The sequence below is a fragment of the Pseudomonas sp. RC10-4-2 genome (genome assembly GCF_050433085.1).
Classification (GTDB): Bacteria; Pseudomonadota; Gammaproteobacteria; order Pseudomonadales; family Pseudomonadaceae; genus Pseudomonas; species Pseudomonas aeruginosa.
This window is the reverse complement of record NZ_JBNPXX010000004.1, coordinates 402,217-428,587: the sequence shown is the minus strand read 5'-3', so window position 1 is coordinate 428,587 and position 26,371 is coordinate 402,217. Positions and strand designations below refer to the sequence as shown.

The window sequence follows — 26,371 nt, the reverse complement described above, 5'->3', positions numbered from 1 at the left end:
GTCTACGCTGACTTCGTTCGGAGCAACTCACATGAAACGTCTGCGCCTGATCGGTGCCGCTGCCCTGCTCGCCTGCGCCTCCAGCGCGTTCGCCAGCAGCTTCGTGGTCACCACGGATACCCTGGTCCGCGCCACCGGCATGACCTCCAATGCCACTTCGGACATCACCAATTCCTTCCGCGACGACAAGATCGTCCTCGAAGCGCGCGACGACGCCGCCAGCTTCGTCGCCAGCCAGGGCGACATCCGCGGTTCGCACCTGGAAGCCGCACTGCGCCACATCCGTGGCAAGCTGCCGAGCCTGGCCGCCAACGACATGCAACTGGCCCAGGCGATCCTGACCATCTGAGTCGCCCGCCCCGCCGCCGCAGCCGCCCGGCTGCGGCGATGACCTGGCCGACCGGCCACACTGGCTCCGCGCCGCACATTCCGTTAGCCTTGGCGGCTGTTCCAGTCCTATTCCGCCCAACCCCATGCGTTACCGGTTCTCGTTGCTCTTCTGTTGCCTGCTGGCGCCCGCTGCGCACGCCTTCGATACCACGACGGCGTTCACCGCGAAGTCCCTTTACGTCACCAGCAAGCTGACCAGCACGCCGTTCGAGAACAAATTGTTACGCGATGCCCGGGGCGATGCGGCCAGCTTCGTCGCCAGCGATGGCAGCATCCGTGGTGCGCGCCTGGAAGCGGCGCTGCGCTGGTTGCGTGTCGCGCACCCCGAGCTGGCGGCCAGCGATCAGGAACTGGCCGAAGCAATTCTTGCCCAATAGGCGATCACCACCGTTCCGGAGAACCTCCATGCGCCGTAGCTCCATGCGTCATAGCCCCCTGTTCGCCGCCCTGCTGCTGGCGCTCTGCGCCACGGCCGCGGAAGCACGCTCGGTGGTCGCGACCAGCAATATCATCGTCCGCGCCCTCGACCGCAGCATCGACTTCACTTCCGACACCACCACTTCCGTGCGCGACATGAAAGTGGTCACCGAGGCGCGCGACGACGCCGCCAGTTTCGTCGCCAGCGACGGCGCCATTCGCGGCGCCCAGCTGGAAGCCGCGATGCGGACCCTGCGCAGCCGTCTGCCGGAAGCCCGGGAAGCCTCCGACCAGGTACTTGCCGAAGCCATTCTCGCCCTGTGAGGAAGGCCTGCGCCTGGCTGCTGGCGCTGGCCCTCTGCGGAGCCGGCAACGCGACGGCGGCCCTGCGCCTGAAACTCGACGCGCCTGAACTGGACCCTGCGCAGCGCGAGGCCAGCCAGCAACTCTTGGACGAAGCCGCGGACAAGTTGCCGCCGGCCTTCCGCGAACGCCTGGACCGCGAGATCGAGGTCGAGTGGCGCGACGACCTGCCCGCCAACGGCATGGGCCAGGCCCGTGGCCCGCAGCGCATCGCGCTGAACCGCAAGTACCTGGCCGATCTCACCGACGGCAGCGCCGCCAGCCGCCAGACCGGGCGCGTGCACGGCACCGAGCGGCGCGAGCTGCTGGCGACCCTGCTGCACGAGCTGACCCACGTCTACGATCGCGCGCGCCTGTGGTCGGCGGAGGAAAAACGCGAGATCCGCCGCTGCACGCGCCAGGAAGAAACCCTCGGCCGGATCGCCCAGCCCACCGATTGCCGCGGGCAGAGCGGTCGCCGCTTCACGCTCTCCGACGACCCGCGCCTGCTCGATCTCGCCGGCTGGCCGCAGCGCGCCGGCCAGCGCGGGCGGCGCGAGGCGCACAATGGCTTCGTACTGCGCAGCCCGGACGTCTACGAGCTGAGCAATCCGCGCGAGTTCGTCGCGGTGAACATGGAGTACTTCCTCCTCGATCCCAGCTACGCCTGCCGCCGCCCGGCGCTCTACCGCTACTACCAGCAACGCTTCGGCTGGGCGCCGGAACACAGTGCCTGTGCGCAGAGCTTCGCCTACCTCAACGCCGGCCGCGACTTCGGCCAGCAGCCGCTGGGCCAGCTCGACCCCGAGCGGGTCTACGAGGTCGACTACCTGCTGGCCGAGGCCAACGACAACCTGGTCAGCCGCTGGGGCCACACCATGCTCCGCCTGGTGATCTGCGCCCCCGGCCGGCCGCGTGGTCCGGACTGCCGGCTGGACCTCGACCAGCATCTGGTGCTGTCCTACCGCGCCTTCGTCGGCGACCTGCAATTGTCCAGCTGGGACGGCCTGACCGGCGCCTATCCGTCGCGCCTGTTCGTCCTGCCGCTGTCGCAGGTGATCGAGGAATACACCAAGGTCGAGCTGCGCAGCCTCGCCTCGGTGCCGCTGAAGCTGGACCGCGAGGAGGTCGCCAGCCTGGTCGAGCGCGCCGCGCAGAGTCACTGGAGCTACGACGGCCAGTACTACTTCATCTCCAACAATTGCGCGGTGGAAACCCTCAAGCTGCTGCGCAGCGGCATCCCCCGGCGACCGCTGCAAAGCCTGGACAGCATCACCCCCTACGGCGTGCTCGAGATGCTGGAGAACCGCAAGCTGGCCGATCCCAGTGTGCTCGACGACCCCAAGGAAGCCCTGCGCCTGGGCTACCGCTTCGACTCCTTCCGCGACCGCTACCAGGCGATGTTCGACGTGCTCAAGCAGCGCCTGCACATTCCCCAGGACAAGGTCGAGGACTGGCTGGCGCTGCCGGCCAGGGAGCGCCAGCCCTGGTTCGCCAAGGCCGACCTGCGCGCCAGCGCGGCGCTGCTGCTGCTCGAGCAGGCCTCGCTGCGGCGCCAGCTGCTGCTCGCCCAGGACGAGTTGAAGCGCCTGTACCTCGGCCACCTGGACAAGCCGGCCGGCGACCAGCGCCTGGAAGTGGCCGGCAAGACCTTCCAGCAGATCCTCGACGACAGCGGCTTCCTCAGTCGTCCGGCGGAACTCCTGGAGGGCGGCTACGGCCTGCCGCAGGCCGCCGAGTGGAAGCACCTGGAAGAGCAGACCCGCGAACGCCAGGCGCGCCTGCGCCGGCTCAGCGACGACCTCGACCGCGAGGTCCGCGCCCTGCTCGATCCCGAGCGCCGCGCCGAGCTGGAAGCCAACGAGGCCAACATCAAGGAGGTCGGCGCGCACCTGCGCGAGCTGCACAAGGCGGCCGGCGGGCTGATGCTGCCCTGAGGGAGGCGCCTGCAGGACGCATGGTCCCGAGCGCTCTTTCAGCGCCTCGCAGACGGCGGATAACGCTCTGCGTTATTCGCCCTACAGGTGCCACCTCCGGTCTTCGCTCACGGGTCGTCCGCTCCGGCGATGAACTCCTCGTCCTCTTCGGGCAACTGCGGGTCGAGGTGTAGCCATGGCAGGCGGCTGCCGACCCAGATGTGCCGGTTGGCGGGGGCGCGCTCGGGATAGTCGAGGCTGGCCACGGTGAAGTCCAGGGTATCGGCGCTGAGCCGGGTGAACAACGCCAGGTTGGCCCCGCAACGCGGGCAGAAGTAGCGCGTGCAGCTGGCCGACGAGGCATATTCCGCCGGTTCGCCCGCCAGCCAGCGGAACGCCGCGCGCGGCACCGTGGCCCAGGTGGTGACGATGCCGCCTGTGGTGCGCCGGCAGATCGAGCAGTGGCAGTGAGCGACATCGTCCAGCGGCGCGGCGACGGCGTAGCGCAGATAGCCGCAATGGCAACCGCCGGTATGGGTCTCGGGCATGGCGAATCCTCCTCGCGGGAGTGCCAGCATAAGCCGGACTTGCCCTGTGCCGCAGCCACCTCGCAAGATGAGCGGATTCCACTATCCGGGGGTGCCCGTGACCGCTCTGCTCTACTCCCTCTGGCCGCTGTTCGCCCTCATCGTCGGCGGTTACGCCCTGCGCCGCTGGGACTTTCCCGGCGAAGCCTTCTGGCCTGCCGCAGAACGCCTGAACTACTTCATCCTGTTTCCCGCGCTGCTGTTCAGCAACCTGGCGACCGCGCCGCTGGACGACCCCGGCCTGGCCCGCCAGGCCCTGGCCGTACTGCTCGGGCTCGGCGTCGCCTGGCTCGCCCTGCTGCTCTGCAAGCGCTGGCGCGGCTGGGACGCCGGGCGCTTCGGCGCCATCGCCCAGGGCGTATTGCGCTTCAACACCTATCTCGGCCTGGCCGCGGTCGGCAGCCTGTACGGCAAGCCGGGCCTGACCCTGGCCGCGCTGATGCTGGCGCTGATGGTGCCGACGGTGAACGTGATGTCGGTCTGGGCGCTGACCGCCGAGCGCGGCATCAGCCTGCGCGCGCTGCTGCTGCCGATCCTGAAGAACCCGCTGATCCTCGCCTGCCTCGCCGGCGCACTGGTCAACCTGGCCGGCGTCGGCCTGCCCGGCGGCAGCGATCGCCTGCTCAACCTGCTGGCGGTGGCCAGCCTGCCGCTGGGCCTGCTGTGCGTCGGCGCGGCGCTGAAACCCCAGGAACTCGGCGGCGAAGTCGCGGCCCTTGGCTGGAACTGCGCGGCGCGGCTGCTGGCGATGCCCCTGCTGGCCTTCGCCATCGCTCGCGGGCTGGGCCTGCCGAGCATGGAAAGCGCCGTGCTGGTACTGTTCTTCGCCCTGCCGACGGCGCCCACCGCCTATGTGCTGACCCGCCAACTGGGCGGCGACGGCCACCTGATGGCGGGCATCATTACCTTGCAAACGCTGCTTTCCGGCGCCACTCTGGTCGGCGTACTCCTCGTGCTGCAAGGAAGCCCATGACGACAGGACGCGTCGCCGCCGCCCTCACGGCGCTCTGCCTGCTCTGCCAACCGGCCTTCGGTTTCATCAAGGTGTTTCCCGAATTCGACGACGAACCCGGCGCCGCCACCTTCTTCTGGGCGGCCGTCACCACCGTCGGCCCGTTCATCGGCAGCACCGTCAGCGCACAGGAGTCCAGCGCTGACGAGGGCGACAAGCTCGTCCAGGCGCGGGACGACGCCGCCAGCTTCGTCGCCAGCGACGGTGCGATCCGTGGCGCGTACCTCCAGGCAGCCTTGCAGGTCCTGCGCCAAGCCCCGGAATACGCCGGGTACAGCGACCTGCAACTGGCCGCGGCGCTCCTCGCGCGGCAGCCCTGATCGACCATATATCCGAAATTACCCGCACGTTTCCCGCCGTTATCCAGCGAAAGCTGCCTGAAAGCTTCCCGCCGTAGCATCCGCCCACCACCGGCAGAAGACCGGACACGACGGCGCGCCCACGAGACGCCCGCTTACCCGTACAAAAACAACAATGGTGATTGCCATGCCCCGTTCCGCACACGCCTACAGCCGCACTCCGTCCGCGCGACGCCACCCGCCCGCCGCCTGCTGACCGCACGCCGCACGCCCGTCCGCCGTCTTCCCCGGAGTGAACCCATGCTGACCCTGCTCGCCTTCGCCATGGTGGCGACCTTCATGTTCCTGATCATGACCAAGCGCCTGTCCGCGCTGATCGCGCTGATCCTGGTCCCGATCGCCTTCGCCCTGATCGGCGGTTTCGCCGCCGGCCTCGGCCCGATGATGCTCGACGGCATCCGCACCCTGGCGCCGACCGGCGTGATGCTGATGTTCGCGATCCTCTACTTCGCCATCATGATCGACTCCGGGCTGTTCGACCCGGCGGTGCGCAAGATCCTCCGGCTGGTCAAGGGCGACCCGCTGAAGGTCTCGCTGGGCACCGCGGCGCTGGCGATGATCGTCTCCCTCGACGGCGACGGCTCGACCACCTACATGATCTGCGTGGCCGCCGTACTGCCGTTGTACAGCCGCCTGGGCATGAGCCCGCTGGTGATGGCCTGCCTGATCATGCTCTCCAGCGGCGTGCTCAACATGACCCCCTGGGGTGGCCCCACCGCCCGCGCGGCGAGTGCCCTGCACGTCGACCCGGCGGATATCTTCGTGCCGATGATCCCGGCGATGATCGCCGGGCTGCTGGCGATCTTCGCCATCGCCTGGATCTACGGCAAGCGCGAGCGCGCCCGCCTCGGCGAGCTGCACCTGCCCACCGACCATGAGGACCTGGCGGAGATCAGCGTGTCGCAGTATCCGGAGGCGCGCCGGCCCAAGCTGCTGTGGTTCAACGCTATTCTCACCGTGGTCCTGATGGCGACCCTGATCGCCGGCCTGCTGCCGATGCCGGTGCTGTTCATGATCGCCTTCGGCATCGCCATGATCGTCAACTACCCGTGCATCCAGGAGCAGAAGAAGCGCATCGGCGCACACGCCGAGAACATTCTCGCAGTGGTCTCGCTGATCTTCGCCGCCGGGGTGTTCACCGGCATCCTCTCCGGCACCGGGATGGTCGACGCCATGTCCAAGAGCCTGCTGGCGGTGATCCCGCCGGCGCTGGGCCCATACCTGGCGACCATCACCGCGCTGGTGAGCATGCCGTTCACCTTCTTCATGTCCAACGACGCCTTCTACTACGGCGTCCTGCCGATCCTCACCCAGGCCGCCGCCGAATACGGCATCACCCCGGTGGAAATGGCCCGCGCCTCGATCGTCGGCCAGCCGGTGCACCTGCTCAGCCCGCTGGTGCCCTCCACCTACCTGCTGGTGGGGCTGGCCAAGATCGACTTCGGCGACCACCAGCGCTTCACCCTGAAATGGGCCGTGCTGGTGTGCCTGGCAATCCTCGCCATGGCCCTGCTGCTGGGCCTGTTCCCCCTGTTCAGTAACTGACCGAGACGAGTGACCGCTTCATGGAATGGCTGACCAGCCCGGAAATCTGGATTGCGTTCTTCACCCTGACCGCCCTGGAGATCGTCCTCGGCATCGACAACATCATCATGATCTCGATCCTGGTCGGGCGCATGCCGAAGCACCTGCAGCCACGCACCCGCTTCTTCGGCCTGGCCCTGGCGATGGTGACGCGGATCCTGCTGTTGCTGTCGATCACCTGGGTCATGCGCCTGACCGCCGACCTCTTCCACCTGTTCGGCCAGGGCATCTCCGGACGCGACCTGATCCTGTTCTTCGGCGGCCTGTTCCTGCTCTGGAAAAGCAGCTCGGAGATCTACCAGGGCCTGGAAGGCGAGGAAGAAAGCGGCGATGAACCGAAGGGGTCGGCGAGCGGCTTCATCGGCACCATCATCCAGATCGCGATCATCGACATCGTCTTTTCCCTGGACTCGGTGATCACCGCCGTCGGCATGGTCTCCCACGTGCCGGTGATGGTCGCGGCGATCATCGTCGCGGTACTGGTGATGATGCTCTGCGCCGGCGCCATCAGCGACTTCATCGACAAGCACCCGTCGCTGAAGATGCTCGCCCTGTCGTTCCTCATCGTGGTCGGCACGGTGCTGATCGCCGAAGCCTTCGAAGTCCATGTGCCGAAGGGCTACGTCTACTTCGCCATGGCCTTCTCCCTGGCCGTGGAGGCGCTGAACATCCGCATGCGCGGCGCTGCCGCGCGCAAGCGGGGCGAAGAGCCAGTGAAGCTGCGCAAGGAAGTGCTCGGCGACTGAGCCGCTCAGGCCGGCTCGAAACGCTCGCCGCGGAATACCCGGCGAGCCGCGCCGCGACTGATCCGACCGTGGGCCCGGCGGCGCTCCGCGCGCAGCGCGTCGGCCGCGCTGCTCGCCTGGTCCGCGAGGCGCCGGGCGATCAGCAGGATCGCCAGGCGTTTGTTGGCGTGCTGGCTACGCTGGCTCTGCACCCTGACGCTGATGCCGCTGGCCAGGTGGGTGGCGCGCACCGCCGAGTCGGTGGTGTTGACATGCTGGCCGCCGGGGCCGGAAGAGCGCAGGGTCTCGAAACGGATCTCGCCCTCCAGACTGGCCGGCGGCGCGGCGAAGCGCTCCGCGCCGATGAACCAGTTCTTGCGCGCATGCCTTGCCCGGTAGGGGCTGGGGCAGATCCATTGGATACCGCCGCACCAGCGCTCGGCGAGCGCTTCGGCGGCAGTGCCGCGCAGCCCCAGGAGCAGCGAACGCCAGGTGCGCGGACGCTCGCCGGCCACCTCCTCGATTACCTCGACCTCGACGCCGGCTTGCGCCGCCTCGAGGCACAGCCGCTCGAACGCCTTCGCCACCGCCAGGCAGCATTCCGCCGGCCCCTGGGCCGCGGAGAGTTGCAGCAGGATCATCGGCAGCACTCCCCACGGGTCTTGTAGGTCAGCACCGGCTTCAGGCGGGCGACCAGGCGCAGCAGGCCGGCTTCGAGCAGCGCGCCGACCACCGAGTCGATACCCTTGTAGGCTTCCGGCGCTTCCTCGTAGATCAGTTGGCGGTCGCCACAGATCACCCTGCTGCCAAGGCGCGTACGGCCCAACTGGTCGACGCTGAAGCGCGCCGCCAGACGCTCCCGACACTCGCCGCGCTGCCATTTGCGACCGGCGCCGTGGGCCAGGGAGAACAGGCTCTGCGCGCTCGGCACAGGCTCCACCAGGTAGCTGTAGTCGCCGCGCGAGCCGGGGATCACCAGCACGCCCTGGTCGGCCGGGGTGGCGCCCTTGCGGTGCAGCCAGCCGTCGACGCCATCGACCTGTGCCGGCGCCACCAGGTTGTGGTTGATGTCGAGCAGTTCCAGGCCGTCGCAGCGCAAGCGTTCGAGAATGCGCCGGGCGATGAGCTGGCGGTTACCCTCGGCGAAGCGCAGCGCATCGGCGTGGCGCGCCAGGTAGGCGGAAGCTTCCAGGCTGCCGTCGAGCAGGCCGGCGTGGCCATGCAGGCTGACCTGCTCTTGCAGGATCGCCTGGCCGAGACCGCGCGAGCCACTGTGCACCAGCAGTTGCAGGCGGCCGGCATCGAGGCCGAGGGCGTGCAGGGCGGCCTGGTCGAACACGGTCTCGACCTGCTGTAGCTCGGCGAAGTGGTTGCCACCGCCTATCGTGCCGAGCGCGCGCCAGTGCTCGCGGGCCGGTAGATCCAGGGCTTCGATGCAGTCGCTCCAGGTCTCGTCCAGCGGCAGGTCGAGATTGCCCAGGCGCTTTTCCAGTTTGTCCGCCGACAGCTTGCCGGGGGCCAGGCCGGTTTCCCACAGGGCCATGCCACAGCCGATGTCGTTGCCGACCAGCGCCGGATAGAAGCGACCGACGGAGAAGAACGCCGCGCCGACCGGATAGCCGCGGCCGGGATGCAGGTCCGGGAGACCGACGACGCGGCACATGCCGTCCAGTTCGGCGGTGGTTTGCAGTTGCTGGATCGCCTTGCCTTCGATCCAGGTGCTGTCCGAGGCGATCAGTGCGACGCCCGCGGACAAAGGCTTGATGTAGTTGCCCATAATCCAATCCATGTGATTGAAACGGTAGATCCGGGGGGCAGACCGAAGCCGAGCGGGCACTCGCGGAAGGGCGAAGGGCGTCTAACGGAGAAGTGAAAACCTGGGGAGCGGTGACCGCGGCAGCCGATGACCTCTCGCCGGAAGCTTGCGCGGACGCAAGGGCGGGAATCGTTCAGCGGTGCAGGGGGTCGAGCGGTAGGTTTCGGTGGCCGTTAGGCCAGGCGCAGCCTGCAAAGGGTAGAGAACTGAATCATCGATGTAACCTCCTTTGCGGTGCGTAAGTGGGAGAAATGAAGGGCGAATCCTAGGCGTTTCATTCCCACCGCGCAAGCCCCGGAAAGGCTTCGCGATGGAAATGAGCGGCGCATCACTGCGCCGAAAGAGCCTGCACGGCGCCGGGCACCTCGCTGTTCCAGCGCTGGTAGAGCGCCCGCAGCTCGCCGGACGCCGCCATCTGCCGTACCCGCGCGTCGTAGACCTCGCGCAGGAGCCGGCCGCTGGCGCTGTCGGCGAAGGTCATGAAGGACTCCTTGCCGGGCGGCAGTTGCGCGATCGGGTAGGCGTCGGCCGGCAGATGCGCTTCGCTGCGCTGCTTTTCCAGTTCGTCCGGCTCGTCGAGGAAGAAATCCAGCTCGCCGTTCTGGACCTGCTCGGTGCAACGCTCGGGGCGGACGCACTCGACCAGGGTGAAGTCGCGCTGCTCCGCGGGGATCAGGTTGTAGCTGTGGCGCCAGCCGACGCGCTTGCCGGTGAGGCTGGCGCGGCCGGAAAAGGGCGTCTTCGCCGCATGCATCACGCCGTGGTACTCGATGTCGATCGGCAACTGGGCGTACAGCTTGCCCTCAACGCCGGGGATCTCGCCCGGCACGCCATCGACCATGGAGCCCGCGGTCATCAGCTTGTTGGCGCGGTTCCAGGGCATGTTGATGAATTTCACGTCGAGCCCGTAGGGCGCATAGACCTGCTTCAGCAGGTCCCAGTACAGACCGCTGCCGTCGGCGTTGGTATAGCCTTCCCAGGCCGGCGCGGCGAAGGTCGCCTTGCGGATGTGCGCCTGTTCCAGGCTATCGCCCAGCGCATCGGCCTGAACCACCGGCGCTCCCCCTACCCCGAGCGCCAACACCGCTGCCGAGAGGCAGCCACTGATCCCCGAAAATCGCATCCGCACCACTCCTCTGTATCCCTCTAGACCGGGGCTTTTTAAAAGGTGCAAAGGATACCCTTCCTGTCGGCTAATTCCATGGCCTGTGGCGCAAACGCATGCATCGAACGGAAGGCGAAAAAATCCTCGCCGTTTCGCGGCGCGCACGCTTGAATGAAGGGTAGGCGCCCTGCCGCTCGGGCTGCCGAGACGAACTCCCGCGGGGGGCGTCTGTCCAAATATGACGTTCGTGTTACAACTCGCCTGAACGCTGCCTTTCCATCGTGGCCGTTGGCGCCGTTGTCCGGGCTCCGCGGCGCAACGCACGCGGAACCTGGCGCGAGGTTGGCCATTCGTCGTAGTGCCAGGGGGGCCACGCCATGCTGAAACTGCTCGACCTGCTCTCTGCCGTCGCCCTGCTGGTGTGGGGCACGCATATCGTCCGCACCGGAATCCTCCGGGTCTACGGCGCCGACCTGCGGCGCATCCTCAGTCGCAGCGTGGAAAAACGCCCGCTGGCGTTCGCCGCCGGCATCGGCGTCACCGCCCTGGTGCAAAGCAGCAACGCCACCGCCCTGCTGGCCACCTCCTTCGTCGCCCAGGGCCTGATGGCACTGGCGCCGGCCCTGGCGATCATGCTCGGCGCCGATGTCGGCACCGCGCTGATGGCGCGGGTGCTGACCCTCGACCTGTCGTGGCTTTCGCCATTGCTGATCTTCTTCGGCGTGATTTTCTTCCTCAGCCGCAAACAGACCCGCCTCGGCCAGCTCGGCCGGGTATTCATCGGCCTCGGCCTGATCATCCTGGCGCTCCAGCTGATCGTCGCCGCCGCCGAGCCGATGACCCAAGCCAAGGGCGTCAAGGTACTGTTCTCCAGCCTGACCGGCGACATCATGCTCGACGCGCTGACCGGCGCGTTGTTCGCCATGATTTCCTATTCCAGCCTGGCCGCCGTGCTGCTTACCGCGACCCTCGCCGCGTCCAAGGTGATCTCGCTGAAAGTCGCGCTGTGCCTGGTGGTCGGCGCCAACCTCGGCAGCGGCATCCTGGCCATGCTCAGCGCCACCGCGCAAAACGCCGCCGGTCGCCGGGTGGCCCTCGGCAGCCTGTTGTTCAAGGTCGCCGGCTGCCTGCTGGTGCTGCCCCTGGTGGGGCCGCTGGCGGACTGGATGGATCACTGGCAGTTCAGCACAGCCGAACTGGTGATCGCCTTCCACGTGCTCTACAACGCCGCACGCTGCCTCGCCTGCCTGCCGCTGACCAACGCCATGGCCAGCTTCTGCACCCGTGTGATGCCCGACCGTGCCCTTCCCGACGACGTCGCCCGGCCGCGCCATCTCGACCCCGCCGCCCTCGACACGCCGAGCCTGGCGCTGGCCAACGCGGTGCGCGAGACCCTGCGCATGGGCGACACCGTCGAGCAGATGCTGAACAATCTGATGCAGATCATCCGCGGCGGCGATCCGCTGCTCGGCAAGGACATCCGCAAGCTCGACGACGACGTCGACGCCCTCTACACCGCGATCAAGCTGTATCTGGCAAGGATGCCGCGCGAGGACCTGTCCGAACGCGACAGCCGGCGCTGGGCGGAGATCATCGAGCTGGCGATCAACCTGGAGCAGGCCGGCGACATCATCGAGCACATGCTCGCCGCCGTGCAGGACAAGAAGACCTCGCGCAGCCGCTCGTTCTCCGACACCGGCCTGGAAGAGATCGGCACCTTGTACCAGCAGTTGGTCTCCAACCTGCGCCTGGGTCTCTCGGTGTTCCTCAACGGCGACCTCGACAGCGCCAAGCGCCTGCGCCGGGCCAAGCAGCGCTTCCGTCTGCAGGAACGGCGCTACGCCCATGCCCATGTCGACCGCCTGCACCAGCAGGTGGTACAGAGCATCGAGACCAGCTCGCTGCACCTGGACCTGATCAGCGACATGAAGCGTCTCAACTCGCTGTTCTGCGCCATCGCCTACGCCGTGCTGGACAATCCAGACGCGCCGAGCAGCGCGGCCGACGAGGGCACTCGGCGGGACGAGGACGACTGGGCCGACGAAGTCGACGACATGACCTCGGCGCCGCTGGCCGAGCCAGCGCTCGCCGAGGAGCGAGCGGAAACGCGCCGTTCGCGACATTAGCCGTTCTGCGGGTAGGTTCGTCATGAAGCATCCGCTATTCTCGGTATTTTCAGTTCCAGGCTCGGCCCATGCGTTCGTTGTCCACCCTGCTGCTGTTCTGCCTGCTCTGCCCCTGGTCGTACGCCGACCAGCGCAGCGAGGTCGAAGCCTTCCAGCTGGAAAACGGCATGGGCGTGCTGCTCAAGCCCACCGAGCAGCACCGACACGTCTCGATCCGGCTGGTGGTGGGGGTCGGTTTCGCCGACTTCTCGTGCCGTGAAAAGCAGCTGCCGCACCTGCTCGAGCACCTGTTCTTCAGCGGCCTGGACGGCGGCGACGAGGCCGACCTGGAAGCCCGCATGCAGGCCCTCGGCGGACAATGGAACGCCTACACCAGCGAAGGCGACACCACCTTCGTCATCGAGGCACCTGCCGCCACCCAGCGGCAGGTCCTAGACCTGCTGCTGGACACCATCACCCGCACCGAACTGGACGAGCCGCGCATCGCCGCCGCCAAGCGAGTGATCGAGCGCGAAGGCGGCGGCCATTACTCGCACCTGCAGCGCTGGCTCGACCGCGAGAACCTGGGCCGTGGCGCCATGGACCAACTGGCGGTGGAACTGGGCCTGGCCTGCTCCCAGCGCGCGCCGCTGGCGCCGCTTGGCGCGGAGCAGCTGGAGCGGCTGCGCAGCGACTGGTACGTACCGGGCAACATGACCCTGATCCTGGTCGGTGACCTCGATCCGCGCCTGCCGGCCTATCTGACCCGGACCTTCGGCACCCTGGAAGACCACGAGCTCCCCGAGCGCCGCGAGCTGCCGGCGGCCAACGGGCATGCCGAGGCCAGGCGCACCCTGATCACCCGGCCATTCGGCGAGGGTGCGATGCTGCACTGGATCTATCCGGAGCCGGACGACGCCGACCCGGACGCCATGGTCCTGCTCCAGGCCTATATGAACGACGCGCTGTACGCCGACCTGCGTGTGCGTCGCGGACTCACCTACGGGCCATCGACCGATCGCCAGGTGTTCGCCAACCAGGGCTTCTTCAGCCTCGACGCGGATGTCGAGCGCAGCGACCTACCCGCCACCGAGGCCGCCCTGCGCGAGTTGCTCGGCGGCATCCGCCAGCATGGCCTGGACCCGGGGCGTTTCAAGCGGGTGCAATTCGCCGAGCGCGCCAGGCTGGCCTGGAGCACCCAGGGCAACGCGGCGCTGGCGGACTATTACTGGGGCTCGCTGGCCGACTACGAGGACGGCCATTTCCCCAATGAGGAGCGCCGCCTGGCGAAGGTCAGCCTGCAACAGGCGAACGCGCTGGCGAAGCGGCTGTTCGACGGCGAAGGCTACCTGCGCATCGAAAAGCCGCTATTCGACGACGACATGCTCTACCCATTGCTGCTCGCCGCCGGTCTCCTGGCCAGCGGCCTGCTCTGGTTCGGCCTGCGCCGCCGGCGCGCCTGACCGGGCTACAGGGCCAGGCGGTGGATGACCTGGGTCGAGTCGTCCGGGTCGCGCTGGCCGACGAAGCCCAGTGCGCAACAAAGGTCGCGCATCGCCCGGTTGGCCGCCGAGTCCACCGAATACATCTGGCGGAAGCCGTTGCGCCGCGCCACGTCGATCAGATGGCGCATCAGCACGGCGTCGAGGCCCAGACCCTGGTAGTCGTCGGCGATGGTTACCGCGCATTCGCACTGCCCTTCCTCGCAGCAGGCGGCGTAGCGGCTGATACCGACCTCGCGCAGCTCACCGTCCTCGTGCACCAGGGCAACGAAGGCCATGCTCTGCTGGTAGTCGATGTCCATCAGTTGATCGAGCAGCGCCGGGCTGGCTTCCTTGATCTCGCCGAGGAAGCGGAAGTGGCGGGTCGCCGGGGACAGCCGGTTGATGAACTGGCGTTCGCGCTCCCGGTCCTCCTCGCGCAGGGGACGGATCAGCACGTGGCGGCCATCGTCGAGGGACTCGACCCAATGGTCGCCCTCTACCGCCGCGAACGCGGAAGACCGGCTGGCATTTTGTACATTGGACATGATGCGATCTCCAGGAAGGGAAGGAAGTCGGTACAACCACTTCCTTCCTGTCTACGCGGTTTGGCGCAGCTCCGGTTGATCGACATCAACGCCGCCGCCGCAGCCCCGGCGGGAGCCGACGCACGGCATGCGGCGAAACGCCTCAGGCGTTGGCCAGCTCGGCCTCGGCGATCTCCTTGCCGCGCCGGCGGAACAGCACCAGGGTGGCGAGCAGCCCCAGCAGCGCCGCGCCACTGAGCCAGATGCCCGGGGCCGCGCGGTTGTCCAGGGTGTGGATCAGCCAGGTGCAGACCGCCGGGGTGAAACCACCGAAGGTCGCCGTAGCCAGGCTGTAGGCGAGGGAGAAACCGGTAGTGCGCACGTCCGCCGGCATCACCTCGGTCAACGCCACCACCATCGCGCCGTTGTAGCTGCTGTAGAGGAACGACAGCCACAACTCGACGCCGAGCAGGCCGGCGAAACTCGGCTCGCGGACCAGCCAGGACAGCGCCGGGTAGGCGGTCAGCAGTGCCAGCGCGGAGGCACCCAGCAACAATGGCTTGCGCCCGATGCGGTCGGAGAACGCGCCCATCACCGGCAGCCAGATGAAGTTGGACAGGCCGATGCACATGGTCACCAGCAGGCTGTCGAGGTCCGACAGTTGCAGTTCGTTCTTGCCGAAGGTCGGCGTGTAGGCGGTGATCAGGTAGAACGATACGGTGGTCATCACCACCATCGCGGTACCGGCCAGCACTACGCCGAAGTTCTGCCCGATGGAGCGCAGCACCTGCGACAGCGACGGTCGGTGGGTGCGCGCCTCGAACTCCGGCGTTTCCTCCAGCGAGCGACGGATGACGAACAGCGCCGGAACGATCAGGCAGCCGATGAAGAACGGCACGCGCCAGCCCCATTCGCCCATGTCCTGCGGGCTCAGCCACTGGTTGAGGAGCACGCCGAGCAGGCCGGCGAAGACCACCGCGACCTGCTGGCTGGCCGACTGCCAACTGACGAAGAAGCCTTTGCGTCCTGGCGTGGCGATCTCCGACAGGTAGACCGAAACCCCTCCCAGCTCGACGCCGGCGGAAAAACCCTGCAGGAGCCGGCCGAACAGCACCAGCAACGGCGCCGCCACGCCCAGCGTGGCATAGCCGGGAACGAAGGCGATCAGCAGGGTCCCCATGGCCATCAGGCCGAGGGTGATGATCAGGCCCTGGCGGCGGCCGTGGCGATCGATGTAGGCGCCCAGGAACACCGCACCCAGCGGCCGCATCAGGAAGCCGGCGCCAAAGGTGGCGAGGGACAGCATCAGGGAGGCGAACGGGTTGTCGCCGGGGAAGAAGGTCTTGGCGATGGCGGTGGCGTAGAAGCCATACACCATGAAGTCGTACATCTCGAGGAAGTTGCCACTGACCACACGGAAAATGGCGACACCTTTGGATTTATTAGAGGCCATGGGACACACACTCAGGCAGACACGGGGAAGCGGTCCATGGCGGCGTCGATGGCCACGCAGGCGGGTACGTCATCCATCGACCGAGTTGTAACCATATGTGTAAAAACTCCTGTCGAACAATCTAAAATTGCCCGAAAGGTGCGAATTGAAGGGGTTTGAAAGGCTGTCGAAAGCTTCGCGACCATCGGTCGGGAAAGCGACGCCTTTTTCCCTGGTCGACCTCCAGAAAGGAGAGCGGAGCCTCTGTCGGGCGAAGGAAACATTCGCCACGCGGCAGCTGTCCTTCGTTCATACCCAGGAAACCCGGCCGGGGTTATGCTGCGCGCCCCGGCCGGCTGGCCGAGCAGCTCCGATCGAGAACCCGCTGGTCCCCATGCCCAACCAACAACGCCCCGTCCTCAAGGCCCGCCTGGAGCAACTGATCGCCCTGGTCGGCGGCCTGATGGCCCGCTATCCGCGCACCATCGCCCTGTTCGGCTTCTGTTCGGGCGTGTTCAGTTTCATCATGGTCGACCGGCAGAAGGGCTTCGCCCAGGTGCTGGCGATCATCATGCTGGTCAGTTGGGTCTGGTTGATCCTCGAGAACCTCCTGCGGGAGACCTTCGCCCGCCGCTTCGGCTGGGAGATCCCGGCGCCGCTGCTGCGCTACGCGACCCAACTGATCCACCAGGAAAGCCTGTTCTTCGTCCTCCCGTTCTTTCTCATCACCACCACCTGGAACAGCGGCCAGGCGCTGTTCACAGGGACGCTGGCCGCCGCGGCACTGATCTCCATCACCGATCCGCTCTACTATCGCTGGCTGTCCAGGCGTCGCTGGGTGTTCCTCGCCTACCACACCCTGACCCTGTTCGCGGTGTTGCTGACCTCGCTGCCGATCCTGCTGCACCTGACCACCCCGGAAAGCTACCGGTTGTCGCTGGGCATCGCCGTCGTGCTGTCCTTCCCCAGCCTGCTCGTGACCTTCCCGCTACAGCACTGGTGGCGCGGCTTCCTGCTTCTCGGCCTGACCCTGGCGGTGGGCCTGGCCGGATGGTTCGGCCGCACCTGGGTACCGCCGGCCACCCTGTGGCTGACCGAAGTGGCGGTGAGCAGCCAGTTCGACGACCAGAGCCGCACGCCCGGCGACAGCCTGGAGCAGGTCGGCGCCGCCCAGTTGCGCAGCCAGGGCCTGTTCGCCTATACCGCGATCAACGCGCCGCGCGGCCTCGACGAGCGCATCTATCACGTGTGGATGTTCAACGGGAAGGAGTTCGACCGCATCGCCCTGGATATCCACGGCGGCCGCAAGGAGGGCTACCGGGCCTGGACCCACAAGCAGAACTTCCCCGGCGACCCGGTCGGCCACTGGCAGGTGAAGGTACTCACCGAGGCCGGACAGATGATCGGCACCCTGCGCTTCGACGTCACCCAGTGACGTCGAAGCCTGGCGACCTCAGGCGAAGAACCAGTAGCACACGCCGATGGAGGCGATGACCCCGGCCAGGTCCGCGGTCAGCGCGCAGCCCACCGCGTGGCGCGCGCGCTGCAGGCCGACCGAGCCGAAATAGACGGCGAGCACGTAGAAGGTGGTCTCGGTACTGCCCTGCACGGTGGCGGCGACCAGCGCCGGGAAACTGTCGACGCCGTGGGTCTGCATGGTCTCCAGCAGCATCGCCCGCGCCGCGCTGCCGGAGAACGGCTTGACCAGCGCGGTGGGCAGCGCCTCGACGAAGCGGCTGTCCCAACCCAGCCCCTCGACCGCCCAGCGTATCCCGCCGAGTACCACTTCCAGCGCCCCGGAAGCGCGCAACACGCCAACCGCGCAAAGCATTGCGACCAGGTACGGCAACAGGTTCCTGGCGACGTCGAAACCTTCCTTCGCCCCCTCCACGAAGCTCTCGTAGACCGGCACCTTCTTCAGCGCGCCGACGATCAGGAACAGCACGATCAGGCTGAACAGCGTCAGGTTGCCCAGCAGCGAGGACAGCTGCGCCAGCGCGGTGGCCGAGAGCGTGCCGAGCACCGCCATGAAGCCGGCCAGCAGCAACGCGCCGGGGATCAGGTAGGCCAGCACCACCGGGTCCCACAAGCGCAGGCGCTGCATCAGCGCCACCGACAGCAGGCCGGCCAGGGTCGAGGCGCTGGTGGCCAGGAGGATCGGCAGGAATACCAGGGTCGGATCGGCCGCGCCCTGCTGCGCGCGGTACATGAAGATAGTCACCGGCAGCAGGGTCAGGGACGAGGCGTTGAGCACCAGGAAGAGGATCTGCGCATTGCTCGCGGTGGTGCTGCTGGGATTGAGCTCCTGCAACGCCTTCATCGCCTTCAGGCCGATCGGCGTGGCGGCGTTGTCCAGACCCAGGCCATTGGCGGCGAAGTTCAGGGTGATCAGGCCGATCGCCGGATGCCCCGGCGGCACTTCCGGCATCAGCCGGCGGAACAACGGACCGAGCAGCACCGCCAGGCGCTCCACCAGCCCGGCCTTCTCGGCGATGCGCAGGAAGCCGAGCCAGAGCGTCAGGGTGCCGAACAGCAGGACCATCACCTCGACCGCCAGCTTGGCCATGGCGAACAGGCTCTCCACCATCGCCGCGAACACCGTCGCATCGCCGCCGATCAACCAGCGCGCCAGCGCACTCGCCGCCGCCACCAGGAAAAAACCCAACCACAAGCCGTTCAGCATTCAGAATCCCCCGCGTTGCGCGGATGATAGCGGCGCAGGCGGTGCCGGCGCCAGAAACGCCGAGGCCCCGGACGATGCCGGGGCCTCCTGGAGCCACAAGCCGCCTTATTCGAGGGTGGCCTGCTTGCCCTTGGCTTCGCCGACCGCCTGCCGCAGGTGCGGCAGCGAATCCCAGTAGCGCTGGCCCTTGGCCGCGTCGTACATGCCTTCCCACTTGGAGATGACCAGCACCGCGAGGGCATTGCCGATCACGTTGAGGGCGGTGCGCGCCATGTCCATGATGCGGTCCACGCCGGCGATGAAGGCCAGGCCCTCGAGCGGGATGCCGACGCTGCCCAGGGTGGCGAGCAGCACCACGAAGGATACGCCCGGCACGCCGGCGATACCCTTGGAGGTCACCATCAGGGTCAGCACCAGCATGATCTGCTGGCCGATGGACAGGTCGATGCCGTAGAGCTGCGCGATGAAGATCGCCGCGATGCTCTGGTACAGGGTCGAGCCATCGAGGTTGAAGGAGTAGCCGGTGGGCACCACGAAGCTGCTGATCGCCTTCGGCGCGCCGTAGGCTTCCATTTTCTCGATGATGCGCGGCAGCACGGTTTCCGAGCTGGCGGTGGAATAGGCGAGGACCAGGTCGTCCTTGAAGATGCGGATCAGGCGCATGATCGAGAAGCCGAACATCCGCGCGATCAGGCCCAGCACCACCAGGGCGAAGAAGACGATGGCCACGTAGACCAGGATCACCAGCTTGGCCAGCGGCAGCAGCGAGGCGAAGCCGAAGTTGGCGACGGTCACCGCGATCAGGGCGAAGACACCGATAGGGGCGTACTTCATGATCATGTGGGTGACCTTGAACATGGTCTCGGAAACGCCCTGGAACACCTTCACCAGCGGCTCGCGCAGATCGTTGGGCAGGCTCGACAGGCCGAGGCCGAACATCACCGAGAAGAAGATGATCGGCAGCATCTCGCCACGGGCGATGGCGGCGAAGACGTTGGAGGGAATCAGGTTGAGGATGGTCGCGATGAACGCATGGTCATGCTGCACTTCCTGGGTGGTCTTCTGGTACTGGGAAATGTCCACGGTACCCAGGGTGCTCATGTCGATGCCGGTGCCGGGCTGGAACAGGTTGGCCAGCAGCAGGCCGACGACGATGGCGACGGTGGTGACGATCTCGAAGTAGATGATGGTCTTCAGGCCGATGCGGCCAAGCTTCTTCGCGTCGCCGACGCCGGCGATGCCGACCACCAGCGAGGAAATCACGATCGGCACCACGATCATCTTGATCAGACGGATGAAGATGTCGCCGGCCGGTTGCAGCACGTTGGCGATCCACCAGGCCTTTTCGGCGCTGAAATGGTTGAGCACTGCGCCGACGGCGATACCGAGTGCCAGACCGATCACGATCTGCCAGGCGAGGCTTAGCTTGGCTTTACCCATGTTTCGTCACCCTTAATTCTTGTGGAAGTCGGGAGTCGCTCCAACGGGAGAGTCGCTCCCGACAGGCGAAAGGGCGCAATGATTCATGCGCTCCCCTACCCCGTCTAATGCCGTAAGTGACTGCCCCATGCCGAATCGGCATGAGAAATCACTAATGAAACGTCCGTCCCACAGGAAATTGCCCTTGATTTTCGTACAAGAACAGGGAGCGGAAGGCACTCCGTGCAAGGCCCGGGAGCCTCGTGCCCATCCTGGGAAGTTGAAAGTCGCTCATCATCGCTGCGATGGATGGTCGCAGGACACGCAAGGCCGTCCGGCACGCCATCGCTGGCTGTGGATAAGCGGCATTCTGTGGATAACCGCGCGGTAAAGCCCTTCTGGGAGGGCGCCTCGGAACGCGCGGGCGGTCGATTGTAAAACGACTCCGCCATCCACAGGCATTGATCGATATCAGGGAAGTTCGCGGAGTATCGCTGCGGAAGCCGACGCTCCGCCGGACGGCGGAGCATCGTACCCCTTCTATATATAGAAGCGCGCCGGAAGGCAGCGAGACATCGGTGGCTCCCCTCCGGCGCGTTTTCGCCTGGCCCGACCCCGAAGGAGGTACTCCCTGTACCCCTGGAACCCGCCGGATCGACCTCACCCAGCGCATCCCGGTCCCCTGGCCATGCCCCGCTGCGGGCGGGGCGGTGTCACGCAAGCCCGTTCCGCCTCAGTACCAGTTCGGATCGGCCTTGAGTTGTTCGTCGAGGATCTTCTGTACCGCCGGTTCCGGCTTGCCCAGCCAGCGGAAGCTGGCGTGCTTGCTCGGCGACTTGTCCTGCGGCAGCCCTTCGGGCACCTGCACGTAGAGCCCGTAGGCATGACTCTTGTCCCAATCGAAGGCGACCAGCAGGCGCTGGCCCTTGCAATCGGACTTCTCGCAGAGACCGCCAACCAGATACTTGTCGCCCTGGTCGTCGACGGCATGCATCGGCGTAGCGGTTCCCGAGAGATTCATCACCCAGTCGGGCAAGCGGCTCTCGTCTTCCACCAGGTTCTGCCAGGCCTTGCGGTATCCGGCATCGGTGCTCTGCAGTTCGTTCAAGCGGTATTCGCCGTCCCTGTCGGCCGCCACCGCCAGCGAACTGGCGGCGGCACCGAGCAGCAGTGCGTTCATCAGGTTACGCATGAGTCGCATCGCTTTCTCCTTGGCATCCGGCTAGCCGCGACGGCGTCCGAAGAAGAACGAGACCACGAAGAGCACCAGGAACAGCACGAAGAGGATCTTCGCGATTCCGGTGGCGGCACCTGCGATGCCACCAAACCCGAGGACGGCAGCGATGATGGCGATGATCAGAAAGGTGATAGCCCAACTAAGCATGATGTTTTCTCCTGTGTGCCTTCGGAACTGTCGGTACCGCCTCGGGGCCAGGCCCATCGGGGTAGCGAACCGGCCTGTGTCCATTTTTTCTTCAGGGAGACCGTGACTACCTCATTGCACGCCGCATGCCAGCCTTTCTGAAAAATAAAAACACTTTTAATTCAATAAGTTATAAAACAACCCAGGTAGTCTGCGCAGTTCATCCTGCACGACGCGACAAATTATTCCGGGCGTTTTGCACGATCGGCGCGGTACGCTGTCACATGCAACAGGGAAGCGACCCGGCACCTGCTACCCGGAGCCATCCGTGGAGCCGCCACGGCTTCCCGAAAACCCAAGAACAGACATCGGCAGGTTGCACGCCGCCCTGGCCGCCCGGATGGGCGGCGGGGCGCTCTGCAACTTGCATGGGCTTTCCGGGGACTAACCCAGAAGCCGAATGGCAGTGAATTCCCTAGAGGATAAAAAGCAACGATGGAAACCACTTCCGAAAAACAGGGGCGCATCCTGCTGGTCGATGACGAGTCGGCGATCCTGCGCACTTTCCGTTATTGCCTCGAAGACGAAGGCTACAGCGTGGCCACCGCCAGCAGCGCGCCGCAGGCGGAGGCCCTGTTGCAGCGCCAGGTATTCGACCTGTGCTTCCTCGACCTGCGCCTGGGCGAAGACAACGGGCTCGACGTTCTCGCCCAGATGCGCGTCCAGGCGCCATGGATGCGCGTGGTGATCGTCACCGCGCATTCGGCGGTGGATACCGCGGTCGACGCCATGCAGGCCGGCGCGGTGGATTACCTGGTCAAGCCCTGCAGCCCGGACCAACTGCGCCTGGCCGCCGCCAAGCAACTGGAGGTGCGCCAACTGACCGCGCGCCTGGAGGCCCTGGAGGACGAAGTGCGCCGCCAGGGCGACGGCCTGGAATCGCACAGCCCGGCCATGGCCGCGGTACTGGAGACCGCGCGCCAGGTAGCGGCGACCGACGCCAACATCCTCATCCTCGGCGAATCCGGCTCCGGCAAGGGCGAACTGGCACGCGCCATCCACACCTGGAGCAAACGCGCGAAGAAGCCCCAGGTCACCATCAACTGCCCGTCGCTGACCGCCGAACTGATGGAAAGCGAACTGTTCGGGCACAGTCGCGGCGCCTTCACCGGTGCCACCGAAAGCACCCTGGGCAGGGTCAGCCAGGCTGACGGCGGCACCCTGTTCCTCGACGAGATCGGCGACTTCCCGCTGACCTTGCAACCCAAGCTGCTGCGCTTCATCCAGGACAAGGAATACGAACGCGTCGGCGATCCGGTGACCCGCCGCGCCGACGTACGCATCCTTGCCGCGACCAACCGCGACCTGGGCGCGATGGTCGCCCAGGGCCAGTTCCGCGAGGACCTGCTCTACCGCCTCAACGTGATCGTGCTCAACCTGCCTCCCCTGCGCGAACGCGCCGAGGATATCCTCGGCCTGGCCGAACGTTTCCTCGCCCGCTTCGTCAAGGACTACGGCCGCCCCGCCCGCGGCTTCAGCGAAGCCGCCCGCGAGGCCATGCGGCAATACCCCTGGCCGGGCAACGTACGCGAGCTACGCAACGTGATCGAACGCGCCAGCATCATCTGCAACCAGGAACTGGTGGATGTCGACCACCTCGGTTTCAGCGCTGCGCAATCTGCCAGCAGCGCGCCGCGGATCGGCGAATCGCTGAGCCTGGAAGACCTGGAGAAAGCCCATATCACGGCGGTGATGGCCTCCAGCGCGACCCTCGACCAGGCCGCCAAGACCCTCGGTATCGATGCCTCGACCCTGTACCGGAAGCGCAAGCAGTACGGCCTATGAGCATGCCGCTGCCGATGAAGCTCCGGACCCGGTTGTTCCTCAGCATTTCCGCGCTGATCACCGTCTCGCTGTTCGGCCTGCTGCTCGGGCTGTTCAGCGTGATGCAGCTCGGCCGCGCCCAGGAACAACGGATGTCGCACCACTACGCGACCATCGAGGTGAGCCAGCAACTGCGCCAGTTGCTCGGCGACCAGTTGGTCATACTGCTCCGCGAAACCCCCGACGGGCAGGCCCTGGAGCGCTCGCAAAACGACTTCCGACGAGTCCTGGAACAGGGCCGGGCGAATACCGTCGACAGCGCCGAGCAGGCCGCCCTGGATGGCGTCCGCGACGCCTACCTGCAACTGCAGGCGCACACCCCGGCCCTGCTCGAAGCGCCCATGGCCGACAACGACGGCTTCAGCGAAGCCTTCAATGGCCTGCGCCTGCGCCTGCAGGACCTGCAGCAACTGGCGCTGGCCGGCATCAGCGAAGCCGAGACCAGCGCCCGCCATCGTGCCTACCTGGTCGCCGGCCTGCTTGGCCTGGTGGGCGTCGCCATCCTGCTGATCGGTTTCGTCACCGCCCACAGCATCGCCCGGCGCTTCGGCGCGCCGATCGAAACCCTGGCGCGGGCGGCGGACAGGATCGGCGAAGGCGATTTCGACGTGACCCTGCCGATGACCAACGTCGCCGAGGTCGGCCAGTTGACCCGGCGTTTCGGCCTGATGGCCGAGGCCCTGCGGCAGTATCGCAAGACCAGCGTCGAAGAGGTGCTTTCCGGCGAGCGGCGCCTGCAGGCGGTACTCGACAGCATCGACGACGGCCTGGTGATCTTCGACAACCAGGGACGCATCGAACACGCCAACCCGGTCGCGATCCGCCAGCTGTTCGTCTCCAACGACCCCCATGGCAAGCGGATCGACGAATTACTCAGCGATGTCGATGTCCAGGAGGCGGTGGAAAAGGCCCTGCTCGGCGAAGTCCAGGACGAGGCGATGCCCGACCTGGTGGTGGACGTCGCCGGCGAGTCGCGCCTGCTGGCCTGGTCGCTGTATCCGGTCACCCATCCCGGCGGGCATAGCGTCGGCGCGGTGCTGGTGGTCCGCGACGTGACCGAGCAGCGCGCCTTCGAACGGGTCCGCAGCGAATTCGTCCTGCGCGCCTCCCACGAACTGCGTACGCCGGTGACCGGCATGCAGATGGCCTTCAGCCTGCTCCGCGAACGCCTGGACTTCCCCGCGGAGTCACGGGAAGCGGACCTGATCCAGACGGTGGACGAAGAGATGTCGCGGCTGGTCCTGCTGATCAACGACCTGTTGAACTTCTCGCGCTACCAGACCGGCATGCAGAAGCTCGAACTGGCTTCCTGCGACCTCGTCGACCTGCTCACCCAGGCGCAGCAGCGTTTCATTCCCAAGGGCGAGGCCCGCCGGGTCTCGCTGCAACTGGAGCTGGGCGATGAGCTGCCGCGCCTGCAGCTCGATCGCCTGCAGATCGAGCGGGTGATCGACAACCTGCTGGAAAACGCCCTGCGCCATAGCAGCGAAGGCGGGCAGATCCACCTGCAGGCCCGGCGCCAGGGCGACCGGGTGCTGATCGCGGTGGAAGACAATGGCGAAGGCATTCCCTTCAGCCAGCAAGGACGGATCTTCGAGCCTTTCGTCCAGGTCGGACGCAAGAAGGGCGGCGCCGGCCTCGGCCTGGCGCTGTGCAAGGAAATCATCCAGCTGCATGGCGGGCGCATCGCGGTGCGCTCGCAACCGGGCCAGGGCGCGCGCTTCTACATGCTGCTGCCGGTGTGACCGGGGCCGCTCCCGGCAGGCTTTTCCACAGGCCTCAGGAAGTCGGCACCGCCAGCAGCAGGGCGGCGGTTTCCAGGTCCGGCTCGCCATCGAAGCGGGCCGGACGGTATTTCATCTGGAAAGCGCCGATGACGTCGCGGGTGTCCTTCTCCAGCTCGCCGGTCTGCGGCACCAGGTAACCGTGCCGCGCCAACTGCTGCTGGAACCAGCGCACATCCGGCAGCTGGCCGTTCAGTTCGGCGAGCCGGCGCGCCAATTCGCCGGGCTTCGGCCAGGGCACCAGGCCGGCGTCGGCGAGGCGCTTCCAGGGGAACAGCGGACCCGGATCGACCTTGCGGCCCGGCGCGATATCGCTGTGTCCGATGATCCGGTCCGGGGTGATGCCGTGGCGCTTGGCGATGTCCTTCAGCAGGGGGATCAGCGCCTGGATCTGTGCTTCGCTGAACGGATACCAGACCCGCCCCTGGGGTGTATCGCGATAGCCCTGGTTGACGATCTCGATGCCGATCGAGGTGGCGTTCAGCCAGGTCCGGCCCTGCCATTCACTGACCCCGGCGTGCCAGGCGCGGCGGTTCTCATCCACCAGGCGGTAGACGGTGGCCGGCTCGTCGTCGCCGATCAGGTAGTGCGCGCTGACGCCGCCGTGGGTGAGGATGCCCAGCGAATGCGGCAGATCGGTGGAGGTGTAGTGGAGGACGATGAACTGGACGCGGCTGTCCTGGTTCGCCGAGGTGTAGTCGGTGTTCAGGCGCGGGCCGCTGGAGCAGCCGGCCAGCAGCGACAGGGTGAAAGCCAGTAGAACGAACGAACGCATGATGACTCCGAAAAAAATGGGCAGCGCGGTCAGGCGGCGATGTGCAACACGCTGCGCAGGTTGTCCAACAGCATATCGACGCTGAGCATGATCAGCAGCATGCCGGCCAGCCGCTCGATGGCGGTCAGCCCGCGCGGGCCGAGGAAACGCTGGAGGAACGCCGCCTGCAGCAGGATCAGCGCAGTAGCGGCCCAGGCCAGCACCACCGCCAGGTAAAGCTCCCACAGCGGACCGTCGAAGGTGGTGCGCAGGGTGATCAGCATCGCCAGCGCCGAGGGCCCGGCCACCGCCGGGGTGGCCAGGGGTACCAGCAGCGGCTCGCCGTCGGGCACTTCGCCGAGCAGCCCTTGGGGCGACGGGAAGATCAGGCGCATGGCGATCACGAACAGGATGATGCCACCCGCGATCCCGGTCGCCTCGCGGGACAGGCCGAGGCCGCTGAGGATGTGCTCGCCGAGGGTGAGGAAGAGCAGCAGCAGGCCCAGGGCGAAGGCCAGCTCGCGAAACGCCACGCGCAGGCGGCGCCCAGGTGCGACGCCTTTCAGCGCGGCGAGGAACACGGCGATGTTGCCGAAGGGGTCGGTGACCAGAAAGATCAGGACGGCGACGCCGAACATATCCATGGGAGTTTCCAGAGCGGGACAGCCGGTCATTCTACCGGGCGG

The 26,371-nt window shown here is 66.7% G+C and carries 25 protein-coding genes; 13 read left to right on the top strand and 12 right to left on the bottom strand.

Annotated elements, in window-relative coordinates:
- Window positions 1–31 precede the first annotated feature (31 nt).
- The 4 genes from FHW81_RS20795 (at window position 32) to FHW81_RS20780 (ending at window position 3,086) form a co-directional block, all read left to right on the top strand.
- A complete protein-coding gene (locus FHW81_RS20795) occupies window positions 32–349 on the top strand; it encodes a DUF2388 domain-containing protein (protein ID WP_003096907.1) in 318 nt (105 codons plus the stop codon).
- A gap of 124 nt (window positions 350–473) precedes the next feature.
- Entirely contained in the window at window positions 474–767 is a 294-nt protein-coding gene (locus tag FHW81_RS20790; protein ID WP_003096909.1) for a DUF2388 domain-containing protein, read from the top strand.
- Between the two features lie 43 nt (window positions 768–810).
- On the top strand, window positions 811–1,131 hold the full coding sequence (locus tag FHW81_RS20785) for a DUF2388 domain-containing protein (protein ID WP_003114112.1): 321 nt from the start codon (window positions 811–813) through the stop codon (window positions 1,129–1,131).
- The gene (locus tag FHW81_RS20780; protein ID WP_003102547.1) at window positions 1,128–3,086 is read left to right on the top strand and encodes a DUF4105 domain-containing protein; all 1,959 of its coding nucleotides are present in this window, start codon (window positions 1,128–1,130) and stop codon (window positions 3,084–3,086) included. Before FHW81_RS20785 ends, FHW81_RS20780 begins: the two co-directional genes overlap by 4 nt.
- Before the next feature lie 107 nt (window positions 3,087–3,193).
- Here the strand turns inward: FHW81_RS20780 and FHW81_RS20775 are convergent, their stop codons facing one another.
- A complete protein-coding gene (locus FHW81_RS20775) occupies window positions 3,194–3,613 on the bottom strand; it encodes a GFA family protein (RefSeq protein ID WP_023087936.1) in 420 nt (139 codons plus the stop codon).
- Window positions 3,614–3,680: 67 nt separating this feature from the next.
- On the opposite strand from FHW81_RS20775, the gene FHW81_RS20770 reads away from it, so the two are divergent.
- From FHW81_RS20770 to FHW81_RS20755, 4 genes are all read left to right on the top strand, one after another.
- Complete coding sequence (locus tag FHW81_RS20770; protein WP_003096914.1) at window positions 3,681–4,625, top strand: AEC family transporter; 945 nt, start codon at window positions 3,681–3,683, stop codon at window positions 4,623–4,625.
- Window positions 4,622–4,984, top strand: coding sequence for a DUF2388 domain-containing protein (locus FHW81_RS20765; protein ID WP_003102543.1), 363 nt, complete (start codon window positions 4,622–4,624; stop codon window positions 4,982–4,984). Before FHW81_RS20770 ends, FHW81_RS20765 begins: the two co-directional genes overlap by 4 nt.
- A gap of 279 nt (window positions 4,985–5,263) precedes the next feature.
- Window positions 5,264–6,568 (top strand): CitMHS family transporter, encoded by a 1,305-nt coding sequence (locus FHW81_RS20760; protein WP_003096918.1) that lies wholly within the window; start codon window positions 5,264–5,266, stop codon window positions 6,566–6,568.
- 20 nt (window positions 6,569–6,588) lie between these two features.
- The gene (locus FHW81_RS20755) at window positions 6,589–7,353 is read left to right on the top strand and encodes a TerC family protein (protein WP_023122433.1); all 765 of its coding nucleotides are present in this window, start codon (window positions 6,589–6,591) and stop codon (window positions 7,351–7,353) included.
- Between the two features lie 5 nt (window positions 7,354–7,358).
- Here the strand turns inward: FHW81_RS20755 and prfH are convergent, their stop codons facing one another.
- The 3 genes from prfH to FHW81_RS20740 all read right to left on the bottom strand — a co-directional run bounded on the left by prfH (window position 7,359) and on the right by FHW81_RS20740 (window position 10,277).
- On the bottom strand, window positions 7,359–7,973 hold the full coding sequence (gene prfH / locus FHW81_RS20750; RefSeq protein ID WP_003114116.1) for a peptide chain release factor H: 615 nt from the start codon (window positions 7,971–7,973) through the stop codon (window positions 7,359–7,361).
- Complete coding sequence (locus FHW81_RS20745; protein ID WP_003121369.1) at window positions 7,970–9,109, bottom strand: RNA ligase RtcB family protein; 1,140 nt, start codon at window positions 9,107–9,109, stop codon at window positions 7,970–7,972. The genes prfH and FHW81_RS20745 overlap by 4 nt, the downstream gene beginning before the upstream one ends.
- A gap of 367 nt (window positions 9,110–9,476) precedes the next feature.
- Window positions 9,477–10,277, bottom strand: a complete 801-nt coding sequence (locus tag FHW81_RS20740; protein WP_003121370.1) for a substrate-binding periplasmic protein — start codon at window positions 10,275–10,277, stop codon at window positions 9,477–9,479.
- A gap of 353 nt (window positions 10,278–10,630) precedes the next feature.
- On the opposite strand from FHW81_RS20740, the gene FHW81_RS20735 reads away from it, so the two are divergent.
- Window positions 10,631–12,379: a Na/Pi cotransporter family protein gene (locus tag FHW81_RS20735; protein WP_003096931.1), complete on the top strand. Its 1,749-nt coding sequence runs from the start codon at window positions 10,631–10,633 to the stop codon at window positions 12,377–12,379.
- A gap of 68 nt (window positions 12,380–12,447) precedes the next feature.
- Window positions 12,448–13,821, top strand: coding sequence for a M16 family metallopeptidase (locus tag FHW81_RS20730; protein WP_003121371.1), 1,374 nt, complete (start codon window positions 12,448–12,450; stop codon window positions 13,819–13,821).
- Window positions 13,822–13,826: 5 nt separating this feature from the next.
- Here the strand turns inward: FHW81_RS20730 and FHW81_RS20725 are convergent, their stop codons facing one another.
- Both FHW81_RS20725 and FHW81_RS20720 read right to left on the bottom strand, forming a co-directional pair.
- Window positions 13,827–14,387, bottom strand: coding sequence for a GNAT family N-acetyltransferase (locus FHW81_RS20725; protein WP_003096934.1), 561 nt, complete (start codon window positions 14,385–14,387; stop codon window positions 13,827–13,829).
- A gap of 142 nt (window positions 14,388–14,529) precedes the next feature.
- Complete coding sequence (locus FHW81_RS20720; protein WP_003096941.1) at window positions 14,530–15,819, bottom strand: MFS transporter; 1,290 nt, start codon at window positions 15,817–15,819, stop codon at window positions 14,530–14,532.
- A gap of 373 nt (window positions 15,820–16,192) precedes the next feature.
- Between FHW81_RS20720 and FHW81_RS20715 the strand changes: the two genes are divergently transcribed.
- Window positions 16,193–17,233, top strand: coding sequence for a DUF5924 family protein (locus tag FHW81_RS20715; RefSeq protein ID WP_003114118.1), 1,041 nt, complete (start codon window positions 16,193–16,195; stop codon window positions 17,231–17,233).
- An 18-nt stretch (window positions 17,234–17,251) separates the two neighbouring features.
- Here the strand turns inward: FHW81_RS20715 and FHW81_RS20710 are convergent, their stop codons facing one another.
- The 4 genes from FHW81_RS20710 to FHW81_RS20695 form a co-directional block, all read right to left on the bottom strand.
- Window positions 17,252–18,481, bottom strand: coding sequence for a nucleoside recognition domain-containing protein (locus FHW81_RS20710; protein WP_003096953.1), 1,230 nt, complete (start codon window positions 18,479–18,481; stop codon window positions 17,252–17,254).
- Window positions 18,482–18,586: 105 nt separating this feature from the next.
- Window positions 18,587–19,921 (bottom strand): glutamate/aspartate:proton symporter GltP, encoded by a 1,335-nt coding sequence (gltP, locus tag FHW81_RS20705; RefSeq protein ID WP_003096956.1) that lies wholly within the window; start codon window positions 19,919–19,921, stop codon window positions 18,587–18,589.
- 712 nt (window positions 19,922–20,633) lie between these two features.
- Window positions 20,634–21,101 (bottom strand): inhibitor of vertebrate lysozyme family protein, encoded by a 468-nt coding sequence (locus FHW81_RS20700; RefSeq protein WP_003114119.1) that lies wholly within the window; start codon window positions 21,099–21,101, stop codon window positions 20,634–20,636.
- Window positions 21,102–21,122: 21 nt separating this feature from the next.
- Window positions 21,123–21,284, bottom strand: a complete 162-nt coding sequence (locus FHW81_RS20695) for a DUF1328 domain-containing protein (protein WP_003096961.1) — start codon at window positions 21,282–21,284, stop codon at window positions 21,123–21,125.
- Between the two features lie 474 nt (window positions 21,285–21,758).
- Between FHW81_RS20695 and algB the strand changes: the two genes are divergently transcribed.
- Together algB and FHW81_RS20685 are read left to right on the top strand one after the other, a co-directional pair.
- Window positions 21,759–23,108: a sigma-54-dependent response regulator transcription factor AlgB gene (gene algB / locus FHW81_RS20690; protein WP_003102840.1), complete on the top strand. Its 1,350-nt coding sequence runs from the start codon at window positions 21,759–21,761 to the stop codon at window positions 23,106–23,108.
- Window positions 23,105–24,892 (top strand): KinB sensor domain-containing domain, encoded by a 1,788-nt coding sequence (locus FHW81_RS20685; RefSeq protein WP_003102837.1) that lies wholly within the window; start codon window positions 23,105–23,107, stop codon window positions 24,890–24,892. Before algB ends, FHW81_RS20685 begins: the two co-directional genes overlap by 4 nt.
- A gap of 34 nt (window positions 24,893–24,926) precedes the next feature.
- Here FHW81_RS20685 and ampDh2 read toward each other — a convergent pair whose 3' ends face one another.
- Both ampDh2 and FHW81_RS20675 read right to left on the bottom strand, forming a co-directional pair.
- Complete coding sequence (gene ampDh2 / locus FHW81_RS20680) at window positions 24,927–25,706, bottom strand: N-acetylmuramoyl-L-alanine amidase AmpDh2 (RefSeq protein ID WP_003096970.1); 780 nt, start codon at window positions 25,704–25,706, stop codon at window positions 24,927–24,929.
- 29 nt (window positions 25,707–25,735) lie between these two features.
- Window positions 25,736–26,329 carry a MarC family protein gene (locus FHW81_RS20675; protein ID WP_003102836.1) on the bottom strand — a complete coding sequence of 198 codons (594 nt, stop codon included), beginning with the start codon at window positions 26,327–26,329 and terminating at the stop codon, window positions 25,736–25,738.
- Window positions 26,330–26,371: the final 42 nt, after the last annotated feature.

Bases quoted from the DNA above. Each gene is read 5' to 3' on its own strand.
- FHW81_RS20795 (WP_003096907.1), top strand. From the start codon at position 32: ATGAAACGTCTGCGCCTGATCGGTGCCGCTGCCCTGCTCGCCTGCGCC.
- FHW81_RS20790 (WP_003096909.1), top strand. From the start codon at position 474: ATGCGTTACCGGTTCTCGTTGCTCTTCTGTTGCCTGCTGGCGCCCGCT.
- FHW81_RS20785 (WP_003114112.1), top strand. From the start codon at position 811: ATGCGTCATAGCCCCCTGTTCGCCGCCCTGCTGCTGGCGCTCTGCGCC.
- FHW81_RS20775 (WP_023087936.1), bottom strand. From the start codon at position 3,613: ATGCCCGAGACCCATACCGGCGGTTGCCATTGCGGCTATCTGCGCTAC.
- FHW81_RS20770 (WP_003096914.1), top strand. From the start codon at position 3,681: ATGAGCGGATTCCACTATCCGGGGGTGCCCGTGACCGCTCTGCTCTAC.
- FHW81_RS20765 (WP_003102543.1), top strand. From the start codon at position 4,622: ATGACGACAGGACGCGTCGCCGCCGCCCTCACGGCGCTCTGCCTGCTC.
- FHW81_RS20760 (WP_003096918.1), top strand. From the start codon at position 5,264: ATGCTGACCCTGCTCGCCTTCGCCATGGTGGCGACCTTCATGTTCCTG.
- FHW81_RS20755 (WP_023122433.1), top strand. From the start codon at position 6,589: ATGGAATGGCTGACCAGCCCGGAAATCTGGATTGCGTTCTTCACCCTG.
- prfH (WP_003114116.1), bottom strand. From the start codon at position 7,973: ATGATCCTGCTGCAACTCTCCGCGGCCCAGGGGCCGGCGGAATGCTGC.
- FHW81_RS20745 (WP_003121369.1), bottom strand. From the start codon at position 9,109: ATGGGCAACTACATCAAGCCTTTGTCCGCGGGCGTCGCACTGATCGCC.
- FHW81_RS20735 (WP_003096931.1), top strand. From the start codon at position 10,631: ATGCTGAAACTGCTCGACCTGCTCTCTGCCGTCGCCCTGCTGGTGTGG.
- FHW81_RS20730 (WP_003121371.1), top strand. From the start codon at position 12,448: ATGCGTTCGTTGTCCACCCTGCTGCTGTTCTGCCTGCTCTGCCCCTGG.
- FHW81_RS20725 (WP_003096934.1), bottom strand. From the start codon at position 14,387: ATGTCCAATGTACAAAATGCCAGCCGGTCTTCCGCGTTCGCGGCGGTA.
- FHW81_RS20720 (WP_003096941.1), bottom strand. From the start codon at position 15,819: ATGGCCTCTAATAAATCCAAAGGTGTCGCCATTTTCCGTGTGGTCAGT.
- FHW81_RS20715 (WP_003114118.1), top strand. From the start codon at position 16,193: ATGCCCAACCAACAACGCCCCGTCCTCAAGGCCCGCCTGGAGCAACTG.
- FHW81_RS20710 (WP_003096953.1), bottom strand. From the start codon at position 18,481: ATGCTGAACGGCTTGTGGTTGGGTTTTTTCCTGGTGGCGGCGGCGAGT.
- gltP (WP_003096956.1), bottom strand. From the start codon at position 19,921: ATGGGTAAAGCCAAGCTAAGCCTCGCCTGGCAGATCGTGATCGGTCTG.
- FHW81_RS20700 (WP_003114119.1), bottom strand. From the start codon at position 21,101: ATGCGACTCATGCGTAACCTGATGAACGCACTGCTGCTCGGTGCCGCC.
- FHW81_RS20695 (WP_003096961.1), bottom strand. From the start codon at position 21,284: ATGCTTAGTTGGGCTATCACCTTTCTGATCATCGCCATCATCGCTGCC.
- algB (WP_003102840.1), top strand. From the start codon at position 21,759: ATGGAAACCACTTCCGAAAAACAGGGGCGCATCCTGCTGGTCGATGAC.
- FHW81_RS20685 (WP_003102837.1), top strand. From the start codon at position 23,105: ATGAGCATGCCGCTGCCGATGAAGCTCCGGACCCGGTTGTTCCTCAGC.
- ampDh2 (WP_003096970.1), bottom strand. From the start codon at position 25,706: ATGCGTTCGTTCGTTCTACTGGCTTTCACCCTGTCGCTGCTGGCCGGC.
- FHW81_RS20675 (WP_003102836.1), bottom strand. From the start codon at position 26,329: ATGGATATGTTCGGCGTCGCCGTCCTGATCTTTCTGGTCACCGACCCC.